General features: G+C 59.3%; 18 protein-coding genes. 7 read left to right on the forward strand and 11 right to left on the reverse strand.

Features of this window, described 5'->3' with window-relative positions:
• Window positions 1–46: 46 nt before the first annotated feature.
• From AB4P91_RS08335 to AB4P91_RS08380, 10 genes are all read right to left on the reverse strand, one after another.
• Window positions 47–1,609: a SpoVR family protein gene (locus tag AB4P91_RS08335; RefSeq protein WP_042561390.1), complete on the reverse strand. Its 1,563-nt coding sequence runs from the start codon at window positions 1,607–1,609 to the stop codon at window positions 47–49.
• Window positions 1,606–2,877: a YeaH/YhbH family protein gene (locus AB4P91_RS08340; RefSeq protein ID WP_042561389.1), complete on the reverse strand. Its 1,272-nt coding sequence runs from the start codon at window positions 2,875–2,877 to the stop codon at window positions 1,606–1,608. Before AB4P91_RS08340 ends, AB4P91_RS08335 begins: the two co-directional genes overlap by 4 nt.
• Window positions 2,878–2,994: 117 nt before the next feature.
• A complete protein-coding gene (locus AB4P91_RS08345) occupies window positions 2,995–4,917 on the reverse strand; it encodes a PrkA family serine protein kinase (RefSeq protein ID WP_150593715.1) in 1,923 nt (640 codons plus the stop codon).
• A 294-nt stretch (window positions 4,918–5,211) separates the two neighbouring features.
• Window positions 5,212–5,541, reverse strand: a complete 330-nt coding sequence (glpE, locus tag AB4P91_RS08350) for a thiosulfate sulfurtransferase GlpE (RefSeq protein ID WP_395604628.1) — start codon at window positions 5,539–5,541, stop codon at window positions 5,212–5,214.
• Window positions 5,542–5,574: 33 nt separating this feature from the next.
• Window positions 5,575–6,456, reverse strand: coding sequence for a symmetrical bis(5'-nucleosyl)-tetraphosphatase (locus AB4P91_RS08355; protein WP_395604629.1), 882 nt, complete (start codon window positions 6,454–6,456; stop codon window positions 5,575–5,577).
• A complete protein-coding gene (apaG, locus tag AB4P91_RS08360) occupies window positions 6,456–6,836 on the reverse strand; it encodes a Co2+/Mg2+ efflux protein ApaG (protein ID WP_042561385.1) in 381 nt (126 codons plus the stop codon). The genes AB4P91_RS08355 and apaG overlap by 1 nt, the downstream gene beginning before the upstream one ends.
• Before the next feature lie 113 nt (window positions 6,837–6,949).
• Window positions 6,950–7,768: a 16S rRNA (adenine(1518)-N(6)/adenine(1519)-N(6))-dimethyltransferase RsmA gene (rsmA, locus tag AB4P91_RS08365; RefSeq protein WP_395604630.1), complete on the reverse strand. Its 819-nt coding sequence runs from the start codon at window positions 7,766–7,768 to the stop codon at window positions 6,950–6,952.
• Window positions 7,765–8,754, reverse strand: a complete 990-nt coding sequence (pdxA, locus tag AB4P91_RS08370) for a 4-hydroxythreonine-4-phosphate dehydrogenase PdxA (protein WP_150598015.1) — start codon at window positions 8,752–8,754, stop codon at window positions 7,765–7,767. The genes rsmA and pdxA overlap by 4 nt, the downstream gene beginning before the upstream one ends.
• Window positions 8,751–10,073: a peptidylprolyl isomerase SurA gene (surA, locus tag AB4P91_RS08375; protein ID WP_191624030.1), complete on the reverse strand. Its 1,323-nt coding sequence runs from the start codon at window positions 10,071–10,073 to the stop codon at window positions 8,751–8,753. The genes pdxA and surA overlap by 4 nt, the downstream gene beginning before the upstream one ends.
• Complete coding sequence (locus AB4P91_RS08380) at window positions 10,048–12,867, reverse strand: LPS-assembly protein LptD (protein ID WP_395604631.1); 2,820 nt, start codon at window positions 12,865–12,867, stop codon at window positions 10,048–10,050. The genes surA and AB4P91_RS08380 overlap by 26 nt, the downstream gene beginning before the upstream one ends.
• A 131-nt stretch (window positions 12,868–12,998) precedes the next feature.
• Here AB4P91_RS08380 and AB4P91_RS08385 point away from each other — a divergent pair, with 131 nt between their 5' ends.
• The 3 genes from AB4P91_RS08385 to AB4P91_RS08395 are packed head-to-tail and all read left to right on the forward strand — an operon-like array spanning window position 12,999 to window position 15,455.
• A complete protein-coding gene (locus AB4P91_RS08385; RefSeq protein WP_395604632.1) occupies window positions 12,999–14,018 on the forward strand; it encodes an aminoglycoside phosphotransferase family protein in 1,020 nt (339 codons plus the stop codon).
• The gene (gene murU, locus AB4P91_RS08390) at window positions 14,015–14,686 is read left to right on the forward strand and encodes an N-acetylmuramate alpha-1-phosphate uridylyltransferase MurU (RefSeq protein ID WP_395604633.1); all 672 of its coding nucleotides are present in this window, start codon (window positions 14,015–14,017) and stop codon (window positions 14,684–14,686) included. Before AB4P91_RS08385 ends, murU begins: the two co-directional genes overlap by 4 nt.
• A gap of 1 nt (window position 14,687) precedes the next feature.
• Window positions 14,688–15,455, forward strand: a complete 768-nt coding sequence (locus AB4P91_RS08395; protein WP_150593724.1) for a TerB family tellurite resistance protein — start codon at window positions 14,688–14,690, stop codon at window positions 15,453–15,455.
• A 64-nt stretch (window positions 15,456–15,519) separates the two neighbouring features.
• Here the strand turns inward: AB4P91_RS08395 and AB4P91_RS08400 are convergent, their stop codons facing one another.
• Window positions 15,520–16,509, reverse strand: coding sequence for an alpha/beta hydrolase family protein (locus AB4P91_RS08400; protein ID WP_150593725.1), 990 nt, complete (start codon window positions 16,507–16,509; stop codon window positions 15,520–15,522).
• A gap of 73 nt (window positions 16,510–16,582) precedes the next feature.
• Between AB4P91_RS08400 and AB4P91_RS08405 the strand changes: the two genes are divergently transcribed.
• The 4 genes from AB4P91_RS08405 to AB4P91_RS08420 all read left to right on the forward strand — a co-directional run bounded on the left by AB4P91_RS08405 (window position 16,583) and on the right by AB4P91_RS08420 (window position 22,299).
• On the forward strand, window positions 16,583–18,979 hold the full coding sequence (locus AB4P91_RS08405) for a PAS domain S-box protein (RefSeq protein WP_395604634.1): 2,397 nt from the start codon (window positions 16,583–16,585) through the stop codon (window positions 18,977–18,979).
• A gap of 110 nt (window positions 18,980–19,089) precedes the next feature.
• Window positions 19,090–19,719, forward strand: coding sequence for a response regulator transcription factor (locus tag AB4P91_RS08410; protein WP_008147212.1), 630 nt, complete (start codon window positions 19,090–19,092; stop codon window positions 19,717–19,719).
• Between the two features lie 362 nt (window positions 19,720–20,081).
• Window positions 20,082–21,206, forward strand: coding sequence for an ABC transporter ATP-binding protein (locus tag AB4P91_RS08415; RefSeq protein WP_042561376.1), 1,125 nt, complete (start codon window positions 20,082–20,084; stop codon window positions 21,204–21,206).
• 49 nt (window positions 21,207–21,255) lie between these two features.
• A complete protein-coding gene (locus AB4P91_RS08420; RefSeq protein WP_150593728.1) occupies window positions 21,256–22,299 on the forward strand; it encodes an ABC transporter substrate-binding protein in 1,044 nt (347 codons plus the stop codon).
• Window positions 22,300–22,392: the final 93 nt, after the last annotated feature.

Below are 22,392 nucleotides of genomic sequence, written 5' to 3' on the forward strand. Positions count from 1 at the left end.
CCGACAGGATAACCCTTGCGTCGAACTTTCGGAGGCCAGAACCGAATCAAAGATGAATGACGGCAAGGTCGAGCCGACCGTAATCCCCTTCGCTGTGTTCACCGCGCGGCGGAACGTGATGGGTTTTCATGATCTGGTCGCCTTGCAGCGTTTCCAGATGAATGTCGAAACCCCACAAGCGATGCAGGTGTTTGAGCACCTCTTCGGTGGAGTCGCCCAGTGGTTTGCGATCATGTTGCTGATGGCGCAGTGTCAGCGAGCGGTCGCCGCGGCGATCAATGCTGTATATCTGCACGTTCGGTTCACGATTGCCGAGGTTGTACTGCGCTGCGAGGGTTTCGCGGATAGTCCGGTAGCCCGTTTCGTCATGGATGGCGGGTACCAACAGGTCATCCTTCTGGTCATCATCAAGGATGCTGAACAGTTTCAGATCGCGGATCACTTTCGGTGACAGGTACTGCAGGATGAAGCTTTCGTCCTTGAAGCTGCTCATGGCGAATTTGATGGACGACAGCCAATCCGTCCCGGCGATGTCGGGAAACCAGTGGCGATCCTCCTCGGTAGGCTCTTCGCACATGCGCCGGATGTCGCGGTACATGGCAAAGCCGAGTGCATAAGGGTTGATCCCGCTGTAGTAAGGGCTGTCGAAACCTGGCTGGAACACCACGCTGGTGTGCGACGTCAGGAACTCCATCATGAAGCCGTCGGTGACCAGCCCTTCGTCATACAGGTCGTTCATCAACGTGTAGTGCCAGAACGTCGCCCAACCTTCGTTCATTACCTGAGTCTGGCGTTGTGGATAGAAGTACTGGGCGATCTTGCGCACGATCCGCACGATTTCCCGCTGCCAGGGCTCCAGTAACGGTGCGTGTTTCTCGATGAAGTAGAGGATGTTTTCTTGCGGCTCGGCCGGGAAGCGTGCGTTGTCCTTGTCGCTGTATTTGTCCGCACCTTTGGGAATGGTGCGCCACAGATCGTTGATCTGTTTCTGCATATGCTCTTCGCGATCTTTCTGCCGACGGCGTTCCTCTTCGGCGGAAATCGGATACGGGCGCTTGTAGCGGTCGACCCCGTAGTTCATCAGCGCATGGCAGGAATCGAGCAGGTCTTCCACGGCATCAATGCCATGGCGTTCCTCGCATTGCATGATGTACTGCTTGGCGAACACCAGGTAATCGATGATTGAACTGGCGTCGGTCCAGGTGCGGAACAGGTAATTGCCTTTGAAGAAGCTGTTGTGCCCGTAGCAGGCATGGGCCACGACCAGGGCCTGCATGCAAATGGTGTTCTCTTCCATCAGATAGGCGATGCACGGGTCCGAGTTGATCACGATCTCGTAAGCCAGCCCCATCTGCCCGCGACTGTAGGATTTTTCGGTGCTGAGGAAGTGTTTGCCGTAGGACCAGTGGTGGTAACCCAACGGCATCCCGACCGAGGCATAAGCATCCATCATCTGCTCTGCGGTAATCACTTCAATCTGGTTAGGGTAGGTATCCAGCGCATAGCCGGCCGCGATACGGGCGATTTCGCGGTCGTAGGTCTGGATAAGCTCGAACGTCCATTCGGAGCCGGTGGAGATGGGTTGGCGTTTCTGCTCTTTGGCGGTCATGTCACTAACCTGCGCTGGAAGAGTTCACGGAAGACCGGATAGATATCCCCGGCCGAGACCAATTGCTGCTGGGCAAACGTATCGGAAAAGGCTTCGGCGATGCGTTCGTATTCGTACCAGAGGGCTTGGTGTTCGCGAGGGGTGATCTCCACGTAAGTGTAGTACTGCACAAACGGCATGATCTGATTGATCAGGATGTCGCGGCAGATGGGAGAGTCGTCGTTCCAGTTGTCACCGTCTGAAGCTTGCGCGGCGTAGATGTTCCATTCGTTGCTCGGATAACGCTCTGCCATGATCTCCTGCATCAGTTTCAAGGCGCTGGAGACGATGGTGCCGCCGGTTTCCCGGGAATAGAAAAACTCCTCCTCGTCCACTTCCCGGGCGCTGGTGTGATGGCGGATGAATACGACGTCGATCTTGTCGTAGTTGCGCTTCAGGAACAGGTACAGAAGGATGAAGAAGCGCTTGGCGATGTCCTTGGTTGCCTGGGTCATGGACCCGGAAACGTCCATCAGGCAGAACATGACAGCCTTGGAGCTTGGGTTGGGTTGCTTGATCAGCAGGTTGTATTTGAGGTCAAAAGTATCAAGGAATGGCACGCGATGGATGCGCGCGCTGAGTTTTTCAATTTCTGCTTCGAGTGTCTGAATATCGCCGAAGTTGTCCGGCTCTTCGCGTTTGATCCGCTCGAGTTCTGCTTTGGCTTCGCGCAGTTTTGCCCGGCTGCTGCCGGACAGGGCAATGCGCCGCGCGTGAGCTGAACGCAGGGTCCGGATGATGTTGATGCGTGAGGGGTTGCCTTCGTTACTGATCCCTGCGCGCACGGTCTTGAAGGTGTCGGTGCCGGTCAGGTTACGTTTGACCAGGTTCGGCAGTTCGAGGTCTTCAAACATGAATTCGAGGAATTCTTCCTGAGTAATCTGGAAGACGAACTCGTCCATGCCCTCACCAGAATTACCCGCCTTGCCCGGGCCGCGTCCGCCGCCCCCTCCCGGAGGTCGGGCGATGTGCTCGCCGGCGGTGAATTCCTTGTTTCCGGGATGAACCACCGTCTGCTTGCCGCCGCGACCGTGGTGAAGCACCGGCTCGTCAATGTCGCGACCGGGAATGCTGATTTGTTCACCGTGCTCCATGTCAGTAATGGAGCGTCGGCTGACCGCCTCTTCGACAGCCTTTTTGATGTGGTCACGATAACGCCGCAGGAAACGCTGGCGGTTTACCGTGCTCTTGTTCTTGCCATTGAGACGTCGGTCGATCACATAGCTCATAGGCCCCTCCGGGGAGCTTCAAGTCATAAGCTTCAAGCTGCAAGTGAACGCTCACCCGCTCTCGAGACCGGTTTTTGCTGTTCTCTTGCAGCTTGTCGCTAGCGGCTTGCAGCTGCTTTATTGCGATTTGCGGACCCGTAGGTACCATTCGGAAAGTAGCCGTACCTGTTTGTCGGTGTAGCCGCGTTCGACCATTCGTGTAACGAAGTCGTTGTGTTTCTGCTGGTCCTCTTTGCTGGCCTTGGCGTTGAAGCTGATGACTGGCAGCAGGTCCTCGGTGTTCGAGAACATTTTCTTCTCGATGACCACCCGCAATTTTTCGTAGCTGAGCCAGGTCGGGTTCTTGCCGTTGTTGTTGGCCCGGGCGCGCAACACGAAGTTGACGATCTCGTTGCGGAAATCCTTCGGATTGCTGATGCCGGCAGGTTTTTCGATTTTCTCCAGTTCCTCGTTGAGGGCGACACGGTTGAGAATCTCGCCGGTTTCCGGATCGCGGTATTCCTGATCCTGAATCCAGAAATCTGCGTACAGCACGTAGCGGTCGAAGATGTTCTGGCCGTATTCGCTGTAGGACTCCAGGTAAGCGGTCTGAATCTCCTTGCCGATGAATTCGATATAGCGCGGTGCCAGATACTCCTTCAGGAAACGTAGATAACGCTCGCGCGTCTCTGCCTGGAACTGTTCCTGCTCGATTTGCTGTTCCAGCACGTACAGCAGATGCACTGGGTTGGCGGCAATTTCATGCGGATCGAAGTTGAAGACCTTGGACAGGATCTTGAACGCGAACCGGGTCGACAGACCGTTCATGCCCTCGTCGACGCCTGCCGAGTCACGGTATTCCTGAATCGACTTGGCCTTTGGATCGGTGTCCTTGAGGTTTTCGCCGTCGTACACGCGCATCTTCGAATAGATGTTGGAGTTATCCGGCTCCTTGAGACGGGACAGCACGGTGAACTGCGCCAGCATCTTCAAGGTGTCGGGCGCGCAATGCGCTTTGGCCAGGGAGCTGTTGAACAGCAGTTTGTCGTAGATTTTTACTTCATCGCTGACGCGCAGGCAGTACGGCACCTTGACGATGTAGATCCGGTCGATGAAGGCTTCGTTGTTCTTGTTGTTGCGGAAGGTGTGCCACTCCGATTCGTTGGAGTGGGCCAGCAGAATCCCGGTGAACGGAATCGCGCCCAAACCTTCGGTACTGTTGTAGTTGCCTTCCTGAGTGGCAGTCAGCAGTGGGTGCAGCACCTTGATCGGTGCCTTGAACATCTCGACGAATTCCATCAGGCCCTGGTTGGCCCGGCACAGCGCACCGGAGTAGCTGTAAGCGTCGGCGTCGTTCTGTGGGTATTCCTCGAGTTTGCGGATATCGACCTTACCGACCAGTGCCGAAATATCCTGGTTGTTTTCATCGCCCGGTTCGGTCTTGGCCACGGCGATCTGGTTGAGGATCGACGGATACAGTTTGACCACGCGGAACTGACTGATATCGCCACCGAATTCGGCCAGGCGTTTGGTCGCCCAAGGCGACATGATGGTGTTCAGATAGCGCTTGGGAATGCCGAAATCTTCCTCGAGGATCGCGCCATCTTCGGTGGCGTTGAACAGACCCAGCGGCGACTCGAATACCGGCGAGCCCTTGATCGCGTAGAAGGGCACTTTCTCGATCAGCTGTTTCAGCTTCTCGGCCAGGGACGATTTACCGCCACCGACGGGGCCGAGCAGATAGAGGATCTGTTTCTTCTCTTCCAGGCCTTGGGCGGCGTGGCGGAAATACGACACGATCTGGTCGATGCATTCTTCCATCCCGTGGAAGTCTTCAAAGGCCGGATAACGACGAATCACCTTGTTGGAGAAGATGCGTGACAGCCTCGAGTTGGTCGAGGTGTCGAGCAGTTCCGGTTCGCCGATGGCCAGCAATAGACGCTCGGCGGCGGAAACGTAGGCGCTACGGTCTTGCTTGCACAGCTCCAGGTACTCTTGCAGCGAGAGTTCTTCCTGGCGTGTGGACTCGAAGCGTTGTTGGAAGTGGCTAAAGATACTCATGACGTCACCTCGCTCGATACGTGGAGCCGACGCCGGATCACTCAGTCGATGCTGGCAAGCAGCCGTGCTGGCCACTTGTTTACCCCCCAGAACACTTTCGCGGTCGACAACCTTGAAAGTCACTCCCGATGACCCGTGCGCCGGTGTACCGGCTCTCCCCTGTTTTGGATGGCCTGGGCTTAAGGATAGTTGGGAATTCGGGAGGTAAAGGCGAGATACGTAATTAGTTGTGGCAGACCGTTCGTCTGTCACGCGCGGGCCCGCGGGAGCCGGGGCCTGCGCGTGACAAAAAAATTATTCGGTGGTGCCTTGCGCCGTTTCCGAAGGGTAGGTCGTACGCCACAGCTCAAAGCCGCCGTCCATGCTATAGACGTCGGAGAAGCCCTGACTGATCAGGTACGCGGCGGCGCTCTGGCTGGAGTTGCCGTGATAGCAGACCACTACCGTCGGTGCATCAAGGTCGGCGGCACGGATAAAATCAGAAATGGAAACGTTGTCCAGATGCTGCGAGCCGCTGATATGCAGTGCGGCAAAAGTAGCGGGATCACGGACATCGACCATCACCGCGCCTTGCGCGCGCAGGGCCTGGGCCTGTTCCGGGGAGATGCGTTTGAATTCGCTCATGGCGGGTTCCTGTTGCTCGGCTGATTGCGCAGTCTAACGCGGGGCGCTGACTGGCGAAGTTTCGGGGATAAGTGGTGTGAGCGGTGACAGCGCGCCGCCATGTTCATCGCATTTGCAGGAAAGACGTTCGCCGCTGTTGACGTTCATCAGGGTCAGGCTGCCGCCCCAGACGCAGCCGGTGTCCAGAGCGGAGATACCGGGCTCATGGATATTGCCCTCCAGTGCCGCCCAGTGTCCGAAGATGATCCGCGATCCTCTGGTCTTGCGCTCTTTATGCTGGAACCACGGTTTGTAACCGGGTGGGGCGGTGTCGAGACCTTCCTTGCTCTTAAGATCGAGTTTGCCCTCGGCCGTGCAGAAGCGCATGCGGGTGAAATAGTTGGTGATCACGCGCAGGCGGGTGACGCCTTTGAGTTCGCTATCCCATTTTGCCGGCTCGTTGCCGTACATGCCGTCGAGGAACGCGGGAAGCAGGTTGTCGTCACGCAGGGCCGTTTCGACTTCATTGGCACATTTCAGGGCGCGGCGCACAGACCATTGCGGCGGGATGCCGGCATGGACCATGGCAACGTCACGCGTCTCGTCGTAGTGCATGAGCTTTTGTTGGCGGACCCACTCAAGCAGTTCGTCACAGTCGGGGGCGTCGAGAATCTCGCGCAGGGTGTCGGACTTCTTCAGGCGTTCGATGTTTTTCGCCGCGGCGAGCAGGTGCAGATCATGGTTGCCGAGGACGCAGACCAGCGAGTCGCGCATGCCATATAGAAAACGCAGGGTTTCCAGTGACTGCGGGCCGCGGTTGACCAGATCGCCGACCAGCCAGAGCCGATCATGCGCAGGATCGAACGCCACTTGCCTGAGCAGACATTTGAGCGGTTCGAGACAGCCCTGCAGGTCACCGACTGCGTACGTTGCCATCAGTGCAAGGCTCCGGGCACGGCGAGGCGGAAGGGTTTGATGACGGCATCGAAATGTTTGCCGTCGTCGGCGACCATTTCGTAGGTGCCCTGCATGGTGCCGACCCTGGTCGTCATCACCGTGCCACTGCTGTAGGTATGGCTTTTGCCGACGTCGATCAACGGTTGCTGGCCGACTACACCTGCGCCGCGAACTTCTTCTTTATGCCCGTCACCGTCGGTGATCACCCAGTGCCGCGAAATCAATCGCGCCGGGATCTCGCCGTTGTTTTGCACGGTGATGGTGTAGGCGAAAGCGAAGCGGTCGTGCTCGGGTTGCGATTGGTCTGCCAGATAGTGGGTAACGACGCTGACATCGACCTGATAACGGGAATCGGACATGCAAGAGGCCTTAAACAAAGCGGAACGCGGGGCGTAGCTGATGGGGATTCAGTCTAGGCAAGTATCGGGCAGTAAACCAGAGTGGCGTCCTGCCCGATAGCGTTCATCGCCGGTCAGTCGGCGACGGGAGCTTCAGGGACTTGCTCGCTGAGCTTGTCGGCCAGGCGCACGAAGGCCGCCAGGTCGAGTTGTTCCGGGCGCAGGCTGCCATCGACGCCGGCGGCTTCGATCTCGGCATTGCTCATCAATTGCTTGAGCGTGTTACGCAGAGTCTTGCGGCGCTGGTTGAAGGCTTCGCGCACGACGCGCTCCAGCAAACGATGATCCTTGGCCGGGTGCGGCAGTACTGCGTGCGGCACCAGACGAACGATGGCCGAATCGACCTTCGGCGGCGGATTGAACGCGCCCGGCCCGACGTTGAACAGGTGTTCTACGCGGCAGTGGTACTGAACCATGATCGACAGACGACCCCAGTCACCACCACCAGGGCCCGCGGCCAGACGCTCGACCACTTCCTTCTGCAGCATGAAGTGCATGTCGCGAATGATGCCGGCGTTGTTCAGCAGGTGGAAAATCAGCGGCGTGGAGATGTTGTACGGCAGGTTGCCGACCACACGCAGGCTGTTCGGCTCGGCGTTGAGCGTATTGAAGTCGAACTTCAGCGCATCGCCCTGATGCAGGTTGAAATTGATCTTGCCGGCGAACTGCTGGTTAAGGATCGGGATCAGATCCTTGTCCAGTTCCACCACGTCCAGTTGCCCGCCGGAATTCAGCAGGCCGGCGGTCAATGCGCCCTGGCCCGGGCCGATCTCCAGCAGGCGATCTGTAGGCTTGGCGCTGATGGAGCGCAGAATGCGGTCGATGACGCCGGCATCGTGCAGGAAGTTCTGGCCAAAGCGTTTGCGCGCCTTGTGTTGGTATTGCTCGGTCATAAACGGGTCTCGGCCATCTGGTAGGCGGTTTCCAGGGCGACTTGCAGGCTGCCGGTGTCGATCTTGCCGCTGCCGGCCAGATCGAGGGCGGTGCCGTGGTCAACCGAAGTGCGGATGATCGGCAGGCCCAGGGTCACGTTGACCGCAGCGCCGAAGCCTTTGTACTTCAGTACGGGCAGGCCCTGGTCGTGGTACATCGCCAGCACTGCATCGCAGTGCTCCAGATATTTGGGGGTAAACAGAGTGTCAGCTGGCAACGGGCCACGAAGGTCCATGCCCTCGCCGCGCAGGCGCTCTAATGTAGGTTCGATGATGTCAATTTCTTCATGGCCCAGATGTCCGCCTTCACCGGCGTGCGGGTTGAGGCCGCACACCAGAATGCGAGGCTGGGCAATGCCGAATTTTTCTTGCAGGTCGGCATGCAGAATCCGCGTGACCCGCTCCAGCCGCTCAGGCGTTATTGCATCGGCAATCTCGCGCAAGGGCAGGTGAGTGGTGACCAGTGCTACGCGTAAACCACGCGTGGCAAGCATCATCACCACCTGGGAGGTATGGGTCAGGTCAGCCAGAAATTCGGTGTGTCCGGAAAACGCGATACCCGACTCGTTGATCACGCCTTTGTGGACCGGCGCGGTGATCATCCCGGCGAAGTCGCCGGTGAGGCAGCCGTTGCCGGCGCGGGTCAGGGTCTCGAGGACGAAAGCGGCATTGGCCTTGTCCAGTTGTCCGGCGACCACAGGGGCGCTGAGCGGTGTATCCCAGACATAGAGGCTGTTAGCCGGTGCCGGGGCATCGGGCCAGTGATTCGGCCTGACGTCCAGCAGATTGACAGCCAGCCCCAGCTGCGCGGCCCGCTCAAGGAGCAGGTCGCGGCTGGTGATGGCAATCAGGGGGTGTGGCTGGACTTGCGAGGCGAGCAGCAGGCACAGGTCGGGACCGATGCCGGCTGGTTCGCCGGGTGTCAGCGCGAAACGCTTGGGTTTCACTGCGCTGCCTGGTCTGCACCAGGGAGTTTGATCTCTACGTACGCTTCGTCACGGATCTGACGCAGCCAGGTTTGCAGCTCTTCGTCGTATTTGCGGTTACGCAGTACGGTCATGGCTTGCTGCTCGCGGGCCTGTTCAGTGCTGTCGGTGGCGCGACGGCCAAGGACTTCCAGAACGTGCCAGCCGTATTGGGTCTGGAACGGTTTGGACAGCTGACCTTGTGGGGTATTGGCCATCACTTGACGGAATTCCGGAACCAGTACGTTCGGGTCGATCCAGTTCAGGTCGCCGCCGTTGAGGGCGGACCCCGGGTCTTCCGAATAGCTCTTGGCCAGTGCGGCGAAGTCTTCGCCAGCTTCGATACGAGAGTAAAGCGACTCGACCAAGGCTTTGGTTTTCGCTTCGTCGCGAATCGGGCTCGGCTTGACCAGGATGTGGCGCACATGCACCTCGTCACGCGTTTGGGCTTCGCCGCCACGTTTGGCCAGCAACTTCAGGATGATGAAACCACCCGGAGTGCGTGCAGGCTGAGTGATGTCGCCGACGGCCATGCTGCTCAGTTCGCGATCGAACGGAGGTGGCAATTGCGCGGCTTTACGCCAGCCCATGTCGCCGCCTTCCAGTGCGTTGTCGCTGGCAGACTTGGCCACGGCCATCTGACCGAAGTCAGCGCCTTGCTTGAGCTGCTGGTAAACCTCCATGGCCTGACGCGCGGCGTTCTGAATCGCTTCAGAGTTGGCGCTTTCCGGGGTCGGAATCAGGATGTTGGCAAGGTGCAGTTCTTCGGACAGTTGCATCTTGCCCAGATCGGAAGCGAGGAAGTTCTTCACTTCCTGCTCGGACACCTGAATGCGTTCGGCTACACGGCGCTGACGCACACGGCTGATGATCATCTCGCGGCGGATCTGGTCACGAGCGTCGTCATAAGACAGGCCGTCGCGAGACAGAGCAGCGCGGAACTGATCCACGCTCATGTTGTTGCGCTGGGCGATGGTACCAACCGCCTGGTTCAGTTCTTCGTCGGTGATGCGAATACCGGAACGTTCGCCAATCTGCAGTTGCAGATTTTCGACGATCAGGCGCTCGAGCACCTGCTGATCCAAAACGCCCGGTGGCGGGGAGCCGCCACCACGCTTGGCGATGGTCTGCTGAACTTCGTGGACGCGTTGGTCCAGTTGGCTCTGCATGACCACGTCGTTGTCGACGATCGCAACCACTTTATCGATGGACTGTACTGCGGCGTTGGCCGCAGTACCCAGGAACAGCGCGCCCAGCATCAGCGGGCGCAGACAATCAGAAAGCTTGGTCTTCACGTTCACGATAACCTTGGATGCCTTTGTCGAGGAAGCTCTCTACTTTGGCGCCAGTGAGGCCGCCGAGTCCCTTCAGAACAATTTGGAGGAAGACGCCATGGTCGCCTTTTTCGTTTTGCGGAGCATCCTGACTGAATTCGTCGTAGGAAACCCAGTAACGGTTGATCAGGCGCAATTTCCAGCAGCAGTTGTCGTACTCGAAACCACCGAAGGCTTCCAGAGTACGGTTACGGTTGTAGTCGTACTGCCAGCGGCTGATCGCGTTCCACTGTGGAACGATCGGCCAGATGACCGAGAAGTCATGCTGCTGGATTTTGTAGTAGTCCTTCACGTAGCCAGGCTGGCCAGCGGTGCCGTAGTCGCCACCCATCTGCCATTTGCCCGTAGTTTGGTCATAACGGATCTGGTCGTTGCGATAACGGTAGCCAGCGTTGATGACCTTGTTCGGGTTGTCTTCAGGCTGGTAGTGGAACATCGCACTGCCCGAACGCGGGCTGCGGCTGTCCGGATCCCAGTTGTAGTCGGCCGTGGTGCGCCAATCGCGGTTCCAGCGGTATTCGTATTCCAGGGCGTACGGCGAAACGTTGGATTTCGCGTCGTCACGATCCTTGAATGCAATACCTGGAAGTTGAACTTCGCGATCCTTGAAGTACAGGGCCTGACCGACGCTGATGCGTTGGCGTTCGAAACCGTCATCTTCGATCCAGCGGCTGGTAACGCCCAGCGACAACTTGTTCTCGTCCCCGACACGGTCGGAGCCGGCAAAACGGTTGTCACGGAACAGCGACGCGTAGTTGAAGGTGGATTCGCTGGTGTCGAACACTGGGATGTCTTCCTGGTCAACCTCAGGTACATAGAGGTAGAACAGACGTGGTTCCAGAGTCTGGCGATAGTTTTTGCCAAAGAAAGACGTATTGCGGTCGAAATACAGGCCGCTATCGACGCTGGCAATAGGTACGCCGCGATTCTGGTTGCTGTCGAAAGTGCCGTTGAGCTTGTTCTGCTCCGCGGTCTGCCCGGCGATATCGCGCTTGCCCTTACCATCCAGATCAAGCTGATACTGGGTGTACTGATACTTGAGCGATGGCTTCAGGAAACCATAAGTCCAGTTCATCGGCAGGCTGACGCCAGGCTTCAGGTTCAGGCGATCGCCGTTGGCGCGCGCCAGACCTGCAACGTTGGTATCCAGACGCGGCGTGCCGAAGGTGCCGTCGGCATTGATCGGGCCGCCGTCTTCGTCGAGGAAGTTGCCGGTTTTCAAATCACGATCAAACCGCACAATCTCGGTCTCGTAATCGAAATTCAAACCTTCCGGGTGATACGGCAGCTGACCATTGAAAGTGATCTGCGGCAAACGACCATACGGTGTGATGCTCGCAACAGTGGCCAGTTGGTACTGCTGAGCATTCAAACGTGCGGTGTAGCTGTCGCCACGATAGGTGACCGATCCCTGCTGATTCACGAAGTCGCTGGATTTCACGCCAATCTGATCGGTTTCCAGATCCTGGAAATAATACGGATCGCTGATCTTGGTGTAGTCAACTTCGGTGAGCACGCGGGAGTCGAGACCGCCCTTGTGCTGCCAGTTATACATGTAGCGGGTTTTTTCGTAATCGGTCTGCTTGCTGCGCTCGGTGTCGTCATCATTCAGGTAAGCAGCGCCGAACTGGCCTTCACTCGACTTGGTCAGGTAACGGAACTCGCCTTCCACCAACATGCCACGCTTGCTCATGTAGCGCGGATACAACGTAGCGTCATAGTTCGGCGCCAGGTTGAAGTAGTACGGAGTTACCAGCGTGAAGCCGGTATCGGTGCTGGTGCCAATGGTCGGCGGCAGGAAGCCCGACTGGCGACGGTCATCGATCGGGAAGTAGATGTACGGCGTGTACAGGATCGGAATGTCTTTTACGCGCAGCGTCACGTTGGTCGCGGTACCGAAGCCGGTGGCCGGGTTCAAGGTGATGTTGTTGCCCTTGAGCTGCCAGGCGTTGCTGTTCGGTTCGCACGTGGTGTACGTGCCGTCCTTCAAGCGGATGATCGCGTTCTCTGCACGCTTGGCGTACAGGGCGCTACCGCGAATGCGCGATTTGTGCATCACGTATTCGGCGTTGTCGACCTTGGCTTCACCGGTGTCGAGCTGCACGTCGGCATGGTCGCCGACGATCAGTGCACCGTTGTCACGGATACGCACATCGCCATTGAGTTCGGCGCGGCTCTCGGCCTGATACAGGCTGGCCTCGTCGGACTCGACCTGCATGCTGCCCTGACGCAGGACGACATCACCGGCCAGCGTACCGACTTGATCATCGGTGTTATAGCGCGAAGCTTTTGCGCCGATAAAGGTCGGAGCATCGCTTTTGCTCGTCTTGTCATTCATGCCAGGACGAGTGGGTTCGATGTAGGCACCGGAGCAGTACGGGCCGGTTTCGGCCAGTTGGGCGGCGGTGAGCTTCTCGCGCGGAACCCAGTCGAGGTGACTGAAGTCTTCGCTACGGGATTTCAACCCACGGCCTTTGGCTTCGGTGACCAGCGTTGGCTTGGCGCCATTGTCGGCGACCGAGCCTTTATCGCTCGGGGCATCGCCGGTGGCGCTGACGGCACTGCCGTCATGCACTGGACGTGGTGGCAAAGCAGCCGCCGACGTCTTGGGCGCACAGTCCCAACCACCCGAAGCCGATACGGAGCAGTCATACTGCTCGGCGGCAACAACGAATTGACTGGCCAGAGGTTGCATAGCCAGCAGACTGCCGGTTACCAACAATGGAAATTTTTTACGAAACGCGGGGGATTTCAATGCCATCTTATTAGTCCGGGCTTCCTGCGTGCCATCTGCCCGCGGTGGTGGGCCGCACGCCTCTCGATGGTCTGAAAAAGATGCTGGATAATAAAGCATGACCCGCTTGACGGCTAGCGCCGTCGGAGACCCTTGCAATGCCTGACCAAGATGTACGCTTGCAACACCTGAAAGTTTGGCTCGATGAGCAGTTGGCAATCCTGTTTGCAGATCAGGGCTGGGGCGCCGTGCCCCCGGCCACGTTGACCGCGGCCAGTAGCGACGCGAGTTTCCGCCGTTACTTCCGTTGGGAAGGCGCGGGTCGCAGCTTCGTCGTGATGGACGCGCCGCCACCCCAGGAAAACTGCAAACCGTTCGTGGATATCGCATTTTTGCTGGCGAAATCCGGGATAAATGTGCCAAAAATTTACGCCGAAGACCTCGAACGTGGATTTCTTTTGCTCAATGACCTGGGCAACAAGACCTATCTGGACGTGATCGACAGCGAAAATGCCGACGCATTGTTCAGCGATGCCTTGCAAGCGCTGCTGGCTTTTCAGCAGTTGCCGATGGTCGCGCCGCTGCCGAGTTACGACGTTGCATTGCTGCGCCGCGAGCTGGAACTGTTCCCCGAGTGGTACGTGAAGCGTGAACTGGGCGTCGAGCTCGATTCGACCCAACAGCAGCAGTGGCAGCGCATCAGCGACTTGTTGATCGACAGTGCGCTGGCGCAGCCCAAAGTGCTGGTGCACCGCGACTACATGCCGCGCAACCTGATGCTCAGCGAGCCGAACCCCGGCGTGCTGGACTTTCAGGACGCAGTCTATGGCCCGGTCACCTACGACGTGACCTGCCTGTTCAAGGACGCCTTCCTCAGCTGGCCTGAAGAGCGCGTGCGCGGCTGGCTGGAAAGCTACTGGCAGCAAGCCTCGGCGCTGAACATACCGGTGCAGCCGGACTTCGAAGACTTCCTGCGCGCCAGCGACCTCATGGGCGTACAGCGTCACCTGAAAGTCATCGGCATCTTCGCGCGGATTTGCCATCGCGATGGCAAGCCACGCTACCTCGCCGATGTGCCGCGCTTCTTCTCTTATATAGAAGCAGTGATCGCCCGACGTCCCGAACTGGCAGAACTGCAAGCGCTGTTTACCAGCCTGCGTGGCGGAGCGACGGCATGAAGGCCATGATTCTGGCGGCAGGCAAAGGCGAGCGCATGCGCCCGCTGACCCTGACCACTCCGAAACCGCTGGTGCGTGCCGGCGGTGTTCCGCTGATCGAATATCACCTGCGCGCCCTCGCGGCGGCCGGCTTCAACGAAATCGTGATCAACCACGCCTGGCTCGGCCAGCAGATCGAGGATTATCTGGGCGACGGTTCGCAGTTTGGGGTGAGCATCCAGTACTCGCCGGAAGGTGAGCCGCTGGAAACCGGTGGCGGGATTTTCCGCGCGCTGCCGTTGCTTGGCGGCGATGCGTTTCTGGTGGTCAACGGTGATATCTGGACCGATTACGACTTCAGCGTGCTGCATCAGCCGATCAACGGTCTGGCGCATCTGGTACTGGCGGATAACCCGGCGCATCACCCGACCGGCGATTTTTCGTTGGTGGAAGGGCAGGTCATCGACGGCCAACCGAACGAGGCGACACTGACCTACAGCGGCATCGCCGTGCTGCATCCGCAGTTGTTCGATGGCTGCGCGGACGGGGCTTTCAAACTGGCGCCGCTCCTGCGCAAAGCCATGGCGGACGGTGAGGTGACGGGCGAGCGCTTGAAAGGCCATTGGGTCGATGTCGGTACGCATGAGCGTCTGGCCGAAGCTGAAACCTTGATAGAAGCGAGTCGCTGATATGTTGTGGCCAGGGACTCTGATTGGAGCCGGGGCGGGTTTTGCAATCGCCAGCATTCCGGGGGCCATGCTTGGGGCGTTGTTGGGGCAGGCGCTGGATCGGCGTCTGCACTTGCAGAGCTGGGGGCATTTAAGGGAAAAGCTCGGCGGCCGGCCGGTGTTGCGCAACGACGAACTGCTGTTTGTGTTGCTCGGACGTCTGGCCAAGAGCGACGGGCAAGTCAGGGACGGGCATATCCAGCAGGCGCGTAACGAGATGCGCGCGCTGGAAATGAGCGAGCCGGCAATGCGTCGGGCGATCGCTGCGTTCAATCGCGGCAAGTCGGGTGGCGATAATCTGCGCGGGTATCTGCGGCGTCTGAGTGCGCAACCGCATGCTACCGAAGGTGTGTTGCGTGCCTGTTGGCGCATGGTCTGGGCTGACGGCCGGGCCGGCGTCAGTGAGCGCGAGTTGTTGGCGCAGTGGGGCAAGTGGCTGGGCTGGACGCCTCAGCAGGTGCACGCGCTGGCCAGCGATTACGAACCGGGTAAGCGGCCCATCGTCAGTGCCGCGGTGACTTATCAGCAAGCGATGCGTTTGCTCGGCGTGTCGGCGAGCAGCGAGCCGGCGCAGATCAAACGGGCTTATCGACGACTGCTCAGTCGTCATCATCCGGACAAGATCGCTGGCAGCGGCGCGACCCCTGCGCAGGTGCGTGAGGCGACCGAGAGGACTCGGGAGCTGCACAGTGCCTATACGTTGATTCGTGAACGGCGGGATTTTCGTTAGGCATTTTCAAGAGCAAAAGATCGTCCGATCGCGGCCCGAGCCTTCGGGCGATCTTTTGCTTTGGTCAGTCCGGAGTCTGCGGATTCAACCAGCCGCGCACTCGACGGAACAACTGTTCCTGCTCGGCCTTGTTGTCCGGCAACGCCCTCAGCGCCACCTGGCTGAATGCCGGCGTCTTCAAACGCTTGCTCGCTTGCATGCGCTCCAACGCCGCATGGCGATCCAGTGGTTTATCCATATAGAAGATATCCGCCGTCGGCAGCTTCAGCGTTGGCGTCAGTTCCGCCAGTGGCGGTTTGGCCTTGGCCGGTGCCTGCGCGTCGACCATGACGAATTTCTCCACCTGCGCGGTCTGCCGCTCGCTCAGGTAACGCGCTGCCCAATAGGCGCCGGTGCCGTGACCGAGCACAACGATGCGTCGCGCGCTCTGCTGTTCGGCGTAGGCAATGGCTGCGTCGATCCGCGCGAAGATTCGTTCGGCATCGGCTTTGGACTGTTCTTCAGTCGTTTCGGCCACCACTTGATCGGCGACTTCCGCCTCACCGCCTGCGGCCTGTTCGATGGGTTGCGCCGTGGTGGCATCCTTACTGCCCGTTTCCGGCGCTTTCGGCGCCGCTGTGGCTTCTACTACACGCGGCGCGATCGCATCGCTTTGCAGATCGGGCAGGGTAATACTCAGGCTGCTCCACTCCGCGTTCGGCAACTTCTGCCGTAAAGGACCGATAGCCTGAGGCCAGTCAGCGGTCTCGCCGGCGCCCGGGACGATAATCACCGCGCCTTTGGGATCGGCGGTGTTGGCCGGTTTCCACAAGGCCAGGAAGGTCTCGCTGGCCGCCTGCAACTGTTGCTGTTCTTGCGCCGGCACTTTACGTTCAAGTGCTGCGGCTTCTTCCTGACTACGCTCAAGCAGTGGCTGACGTTCGGCCGGTTTTTCTTCAGCAGGTTTTTCCGCTGCAGCAGCCGGGGCCGGATCGGCGGCGTTGACGGAAAACGCACAAGGCAGGATCAGCGACAGGCACAATGCTGGCATTGCCAGGCGGTAAACAGAGGGCATCGGTTATTCCAGGCCAGAAAGTATCCCGGCAGCCTAATGGGTTGGTCAGAATTTGTCAGTTCAAGAGACTTCAATGAAGCGATTTTACTGCCTGTGGGTTATCGGCTGTTTATGGTTTCCCTTGATGGGCTGGGCGGCGCCTGCGCCACCCGCGCACGTCGCGCAATTATCGGCGAGTGAGCAGCAATGGCTCGCGCAGCACAACGAATTGCGCGTCGGCCTGGTGCTGCAGGCGCCGTACGCGCAATACGACCGACGCTTGCAGCGGTTGTCCGGGGCCAATGTCGAACTGATGAAGTTGCTCGCCCAGGCACTCAATGTTGAGCTGAGCTGGCGCAATTTTCAGGATCTGGCGCAATTGGAAGCGGCGGTGCGCGATGGCGAAGTCGATATCGCCCCAGGGCTGACCCAGACACCCAGTGCGCTGCGCCTGTGGCAGTTTTCCGATCCGTACATGCGTGTGCCGCAACTGGTGGTCAGCGATCAGAAGGCCAGCGGCGGGGTGGATCTGGAAAAACTCGACGGCCAGACCCGCGTCGCCGTGCGTATGCCGAGTACCACTGCCGACTATTTGCGCGGCAACTATCCGCATCTGAACCTGCAAGGCGTGCCGCTGGAGCGTCAGGCGCTGCAGCTGTTGTTGAGTCAGCAGGCGTCTTACGCGGTGGTTGATGAAGCGCAGCTCGGTCGGCTGTCAGTGGAGCCGGAGTTCGCCGAACTGGTGGTGGTTGGCGACATCGGTCTGCCGCAACTGCTGCGCGTGGCTTCGCGGCGCGATTGGCCGGAGCTGGCCGGTATCGTCCAGAGCGCATTGCGTGCGATCCCGGCCAAGGATCTGGAACGCCTGCACAATCAATGGCTGCAACCGAAATACCCGCGGCTGTCGGAGTCGCCTGGGTTTTGGCAGAACCTCAGTCTGTTGTTCGCCGTCATGCTGCTCAGTTGCATGGCGATTGTGTTCTGGCAGCGGCGTCAGCAGCGCAGTCTAGAACAGCGTCTGCTCGCCGCGCGCGAAGACATTGCCCTGCGCGCAGCCAGCGAAGAAGCCTTGCGGCTGACGCAGTTTTCCATCGATCAAAGCACCGTCGGCATTCTTTGGGTCAACTGGGACAGCCACGTGCGGTACGCCAATCGGGCGGCAGAAAACATGCTCGGTTACCCCTCGGGTGGGCTGATCGAACGGCCGTTGATCGACTTCGAACCGGGCCTGCACATGGACCGTTGGCTCAACCTGTGGAAACGCGCGCGGGCCAGTGAAGAAGGGCCGCAGAGTTTCGAAACCAGTTGCCTGCGCGCGGATGGCAGTGTTTTGCCAGCGGACGTGTCGCTGAGTTTCTTGCGCTTTCGTGACAGCGAATATCTGGTGGTTTACCTCACCGACGTCACCGACCGTCGTCGTGCACTGGCCGCGTTGCAGGAAAGCGAGGCGCGACTGCAAGGCATCGCCGCCAACGTGCCGGGGCTGGTGTTCCGTCTGGAGCGGGCGCCGGTCACCGGGCAAATCGACTTTGCCTATATATCCGAGGGCAGCGAAAGTCTGGTTGGTTATGCCCCGGCGGCCATCGCTCACCGCGACATGGGCCTGCGCAGTCTGGTGCATCCGGACGACAAGGCCAGTTATCACCAGACCCAGGATCAGGCGCTGGACACCGATAGCGACTGGTCGTGGCAGGGGCGAATCCTCACGCGCCAAGGGGTGCAGCGTTGGGCCGAAATCAAGGCGATCACCCGACAGCTTGAAGACGGCGCTTATGTCTGGGATGGCATTGTCTGGGACATCACCGAGAGCAAGCGCATCGAGCTGGAACTGGCGTCATCGCGCGAGCAACTGCGCGAACTGTCGGCGCACCTTGAAAGCGTGCGCGAGGAAGAGAAGGCGCGGATTGCCCGCGAGGTACATGATGAGTTGGGGCAAATGCTCACGGTGCTGAAACTGGAGACGTCGATGTGCGAATTGGCCTACGCGCAACTCGATCCCGGTCTGCATGAGCGGCTGAACAGCATGAAGCGCCTGATCGCCCAGTTGTTTCAGCTGGTGCGTGATGTGGCGACGGCGTTGCGGCCGCCGATTCTCGATGCCGGGATTGCCTCGGCAATCGAGTGGCAGGCGCGAAGATTTGAGGCGCGGACGCAGATTCCGTGTCTGGTGCAGGTGCCGGACAATCTGCCACCGCTCAGTGATGCCAAGGCGATTGGCTTGTTCCGGATCTTGCAAGAGGCGCTGACCAATGTGATGCGTCATGCCCAGGCGCATACTGTGGAACTCACGCTGGTGCTGGCAGGCGACGAATTGTGTCTGACAGTCAGCGATGATGGCGTAGGATTTGTCGCCGCTGCTGGCCGGCCGACTTCGTTTGGTTTGGTAGGCATGCGTGAGCGGGTGCTGATCATGGGCGGGCGGTTTGCGCTTGAAAGTGAGCCGGGGGAAGGCACCAGTCTGATGGTGTGGGTGCCAGTGGATGAAGCCTGATGGTTGAGTGGTGTTGATGCTGGCCTCTTCGCGAGCAGGCTCGCTCCCACCTTGGAATGCGTGTCCCTGTGGGAGCGAGCTTGCTCGCGAATTTTGAAGTGGAGAAGAACGTGATCCGAGTACTGGTAGCCGAAGACCACACCATCGTCCGCGAAGGCATCAAGCAATTGATCGGCCTGGCCAAGGATCTGCTGGTGGTGGGGGAGGCGAGCAATGGCGAACAATTGCTCGAGACCCTGCGCCATGTCCCGTGCGAAGTGGTCTTGCTCGACATCTCCATGCCCGGGGTCAACGGACTGGAAGCGATACCGCGAATCCGCGCGCTGAATAATCCGCCAGCGATTCTGGTGCTGTCGATGCACGACGAAGCGCAAATGGCCGCGCGTGCGCTGAAGATCGGCGCCGCGGGTTACGCGACCAAGGACAGTGATCCGGCGCTGCTGCTCACTGCCATTCGTAAGGTGGCGGCGGGCGGGCGTTACATCGATCCGGATCTGGCTGACCGCATGGTCTTCGAAGTCGGCCTGACGGATTCGCGGCCATTGCATTCGCTGTTGTCCGAACGCGAGTTCTCGGTATTCGAGCGCCTGGCCCAGGGCGCCAACGTCAACGACATCGCCCAGCAACTGGCCCTGAGCAGTAAAACCATCAGCACGCACAAGGCGCGGCTGATGCAGAAGCTCAATATCACTTCACTGGCGGAACTGGTGAAGTACGCGATGGAACACAAACTTCTTTAGTCCACTGCAAAACCTGCAGGAGCTGCGGTGCGACGATTCGACTTGCCTGCGATGAAGGCAAGTCAGTCACATTAATGTCGGCTGAACCACCGCTTTCGCTGGCAAGCCAGCTCCCACAGGGTTCCCTGTGTAGCCTGCGATTGTGGGCATATCTGTTAGCGACAGGCGCTTTTGCTTGGTTCTTGCGGCTCGCAGCTTGTCGCTCGTCGCTCGCTTGCCAATGCGCGCCATCCTTGTAGGGCGATCCCTACCCCCAACCTTCCATCCGGCTGAGGCGATTCTCTCCTGCGCCCCGATTTGCGTGGCTGCCGCCAGCCACTAGGCTGGATACACAAGCAGTCATCAACAACAAAGGTGTGGGTATGAGCCAGGTCGATACAAGCGCAGGTGCCAGTGATGTGCTGGTCAGCTTTCGTGGAGTGCAGAAGAGCTACGACGGCGAGAACCTGATCGTCAAAGACCTCAACCTGGACATTCGCAAAGGCGAATTCCTCACCCTGCTCGGGCCGTCCGGTTCCGGCAAGACCACCAGCCTGATGATGCTCGCCGGTTTCGAAACCCCGACCGCCGGTGAAATTCTGCTGGCCGGTCGCTCGATCAACAACGTGCCGCCGCACAAGCGCGACATCGGCATGGTGTTCCAGAACTACGCCTTGTTCCCGCACATGACCGTGGCCGAAAACCTCGCGTTCCCGTTGAGTGTGCGCGGGCTGAACAAGAGCGACGTCAGCGACAAGGTGAAAAAAGTCCTGAGCATGGTCCAGCTCGATGCCTTCGCCCAGCGATATCCGGCGCAGTTGTCCGGCGGCCAGCAGCAACGTGTGGCGCTGGCCCGCGCGTTGGTGTTCGAACCGCAACTGGTGCTGATGGACGAACCCCTCGGCGCCCTCGATAAACAACTGCGTGAACACATGCAGATGGAAATCAAACACCTGCACCAGCGCCTCGGCGTGACCGTGGTCTACGTGACCCACGATCAGGGCGAAGCACTGACCATGTCCGACCGCGTGGCCGTGTTCCATCAGGGCGAAATCCAGCAGATCGCGCCGCCGCGCAGCCTCTACGAAGAACCGAAAAACACCTTCGTCGCCAACTTCATCGGTGAGAACAACCGCCTCAACGGCCGGTTGCTCAGCCAGAACGGCGAACGCTGCGTGGTCGAGTTGGGTCGTGGCGAGAAGGTCGAGGCGCTGGCGGTCAACGTCGGCCAGACCGGCGAACCGGTGACGCTGTCGATCCGTCCGGAACGCGTCAGCCTCAACGGTTCGAGTGATCAATGCGTTAACCGCTTCTCAGGGAGGGTGGCGGAATTCATCTATCTGGGCGACCACGTCCGGGTGCGCCTGGAAGTCTGCGGCAAGACCGACTTCTTCGTGAAACAACCGATTGCCGAGCTCGATCCAGGGCTCAGCGTCGGCGACGTGGTTCCGCTTGGCTGGCAGGTCGAGCACGTTCGCGCGCTTGATCCTCTTTTAGAGGCGAACTGATCGCCCCCCGCAATACCAACACCAACCCTGCACGTGGAGAGAACAATAAATGTTGAGATCCCTGAAGTTCACCGCCCTTACCCTGGGCCTGATGGGTGCGGCAAGCGCAATGGCCGCTGGCCCGGATTTGACCGTGGTGTCGTTTGGCGGGGCGAACAAGGCTGCGCAAGTCAAAGCCTTCTATGCACCGTGGGAAGCGGCGGGCAACGGCAAGATCGTTGCTGGCGAGTACAACGGTGAAATGGCCAAGGTCAAAGCCATGGTCGACACCAAGAGCGTGTCGTGGGATCTGGTGGAAGTTGAGTCACCAGAACTGTCCCGTGGCTGCGACGAAGACATGTTCGAGCCACTGGATCCTGCGCTGTTCGGCAAGACCGAAGACTACGTCAAAGGCGCGATCCAGCCGTGCGGCGTAGGTTTCTTCGTATGGTCCACCGTGCTCGCGTATAACGCCGACAAGCTGAAAACCGCGCCAACCAGTTGGGTCGATTTCTGGGACACCAAGAAATTCCCGGGTAAACGTGGCCTGCGCAAAGGCGCCAAGTACACCCTTGAGTTCGCTTTGATGGCCGATGGTGTGGCGCCGAAAGACGTCTACAAAGAACTGGCCAGCAAGGGTGGTCAGGATCGCGCGTTCAAGAAACTCGATGAGCTGAAGCCAAGCATCCAGTGGTGGGAGGCCGGCGCGCAGCCGCCGCAGTATCTCGCTTCCGGTGACGTGGTCATGAGCTCGGCCTACAACGGTCGGATTGCTGCGGTGCAGAAAGAATCCAACCTGAAAGTGGTGTGGAACGGCGGCATCTACGACTTCGACGCATGGGCTATCCCGAAAGGTCTGGACGCCAAGCGTGCTGAAGCGGCGAAGAAATTCATCGCCTTCTCGGTACAGCCGCAGCAGCAGAAGACTTACTCGGAAAACATCGCCTACGGCCCGGCCAACACTCAAGCCGTACCGCTGCTGGCCAAGGACGTCCTGAAAGACATGCCGACCACGCCGGAAAACATCGCCAACCAGGTGCAGATCGACGTCAGCTTCTGGGCTGACAACGGCGAGCAACTTGAGCAGCGTTTCAACGCCTGGGCGGCGAAATAATCCCAGGGCTCGTCCTCCTGTGGGAGCGAGCCTGCTCGCGAAGGCGTCAGTACATGCACCATTGATGTCGACTGACACTCTGCTTTCGCGAGC

This window comes from Pseudomonas sp. B21128, assembly GCF_044218865.1.
Taxonomy (GTDB): domain Bacteria; phylum Pseudomonadota; class Gammaproteobacteria; order Pseudomonadales; family Pseudomonadaceae; genus Aquipseudomonas; species Aquipseudomonas iridis.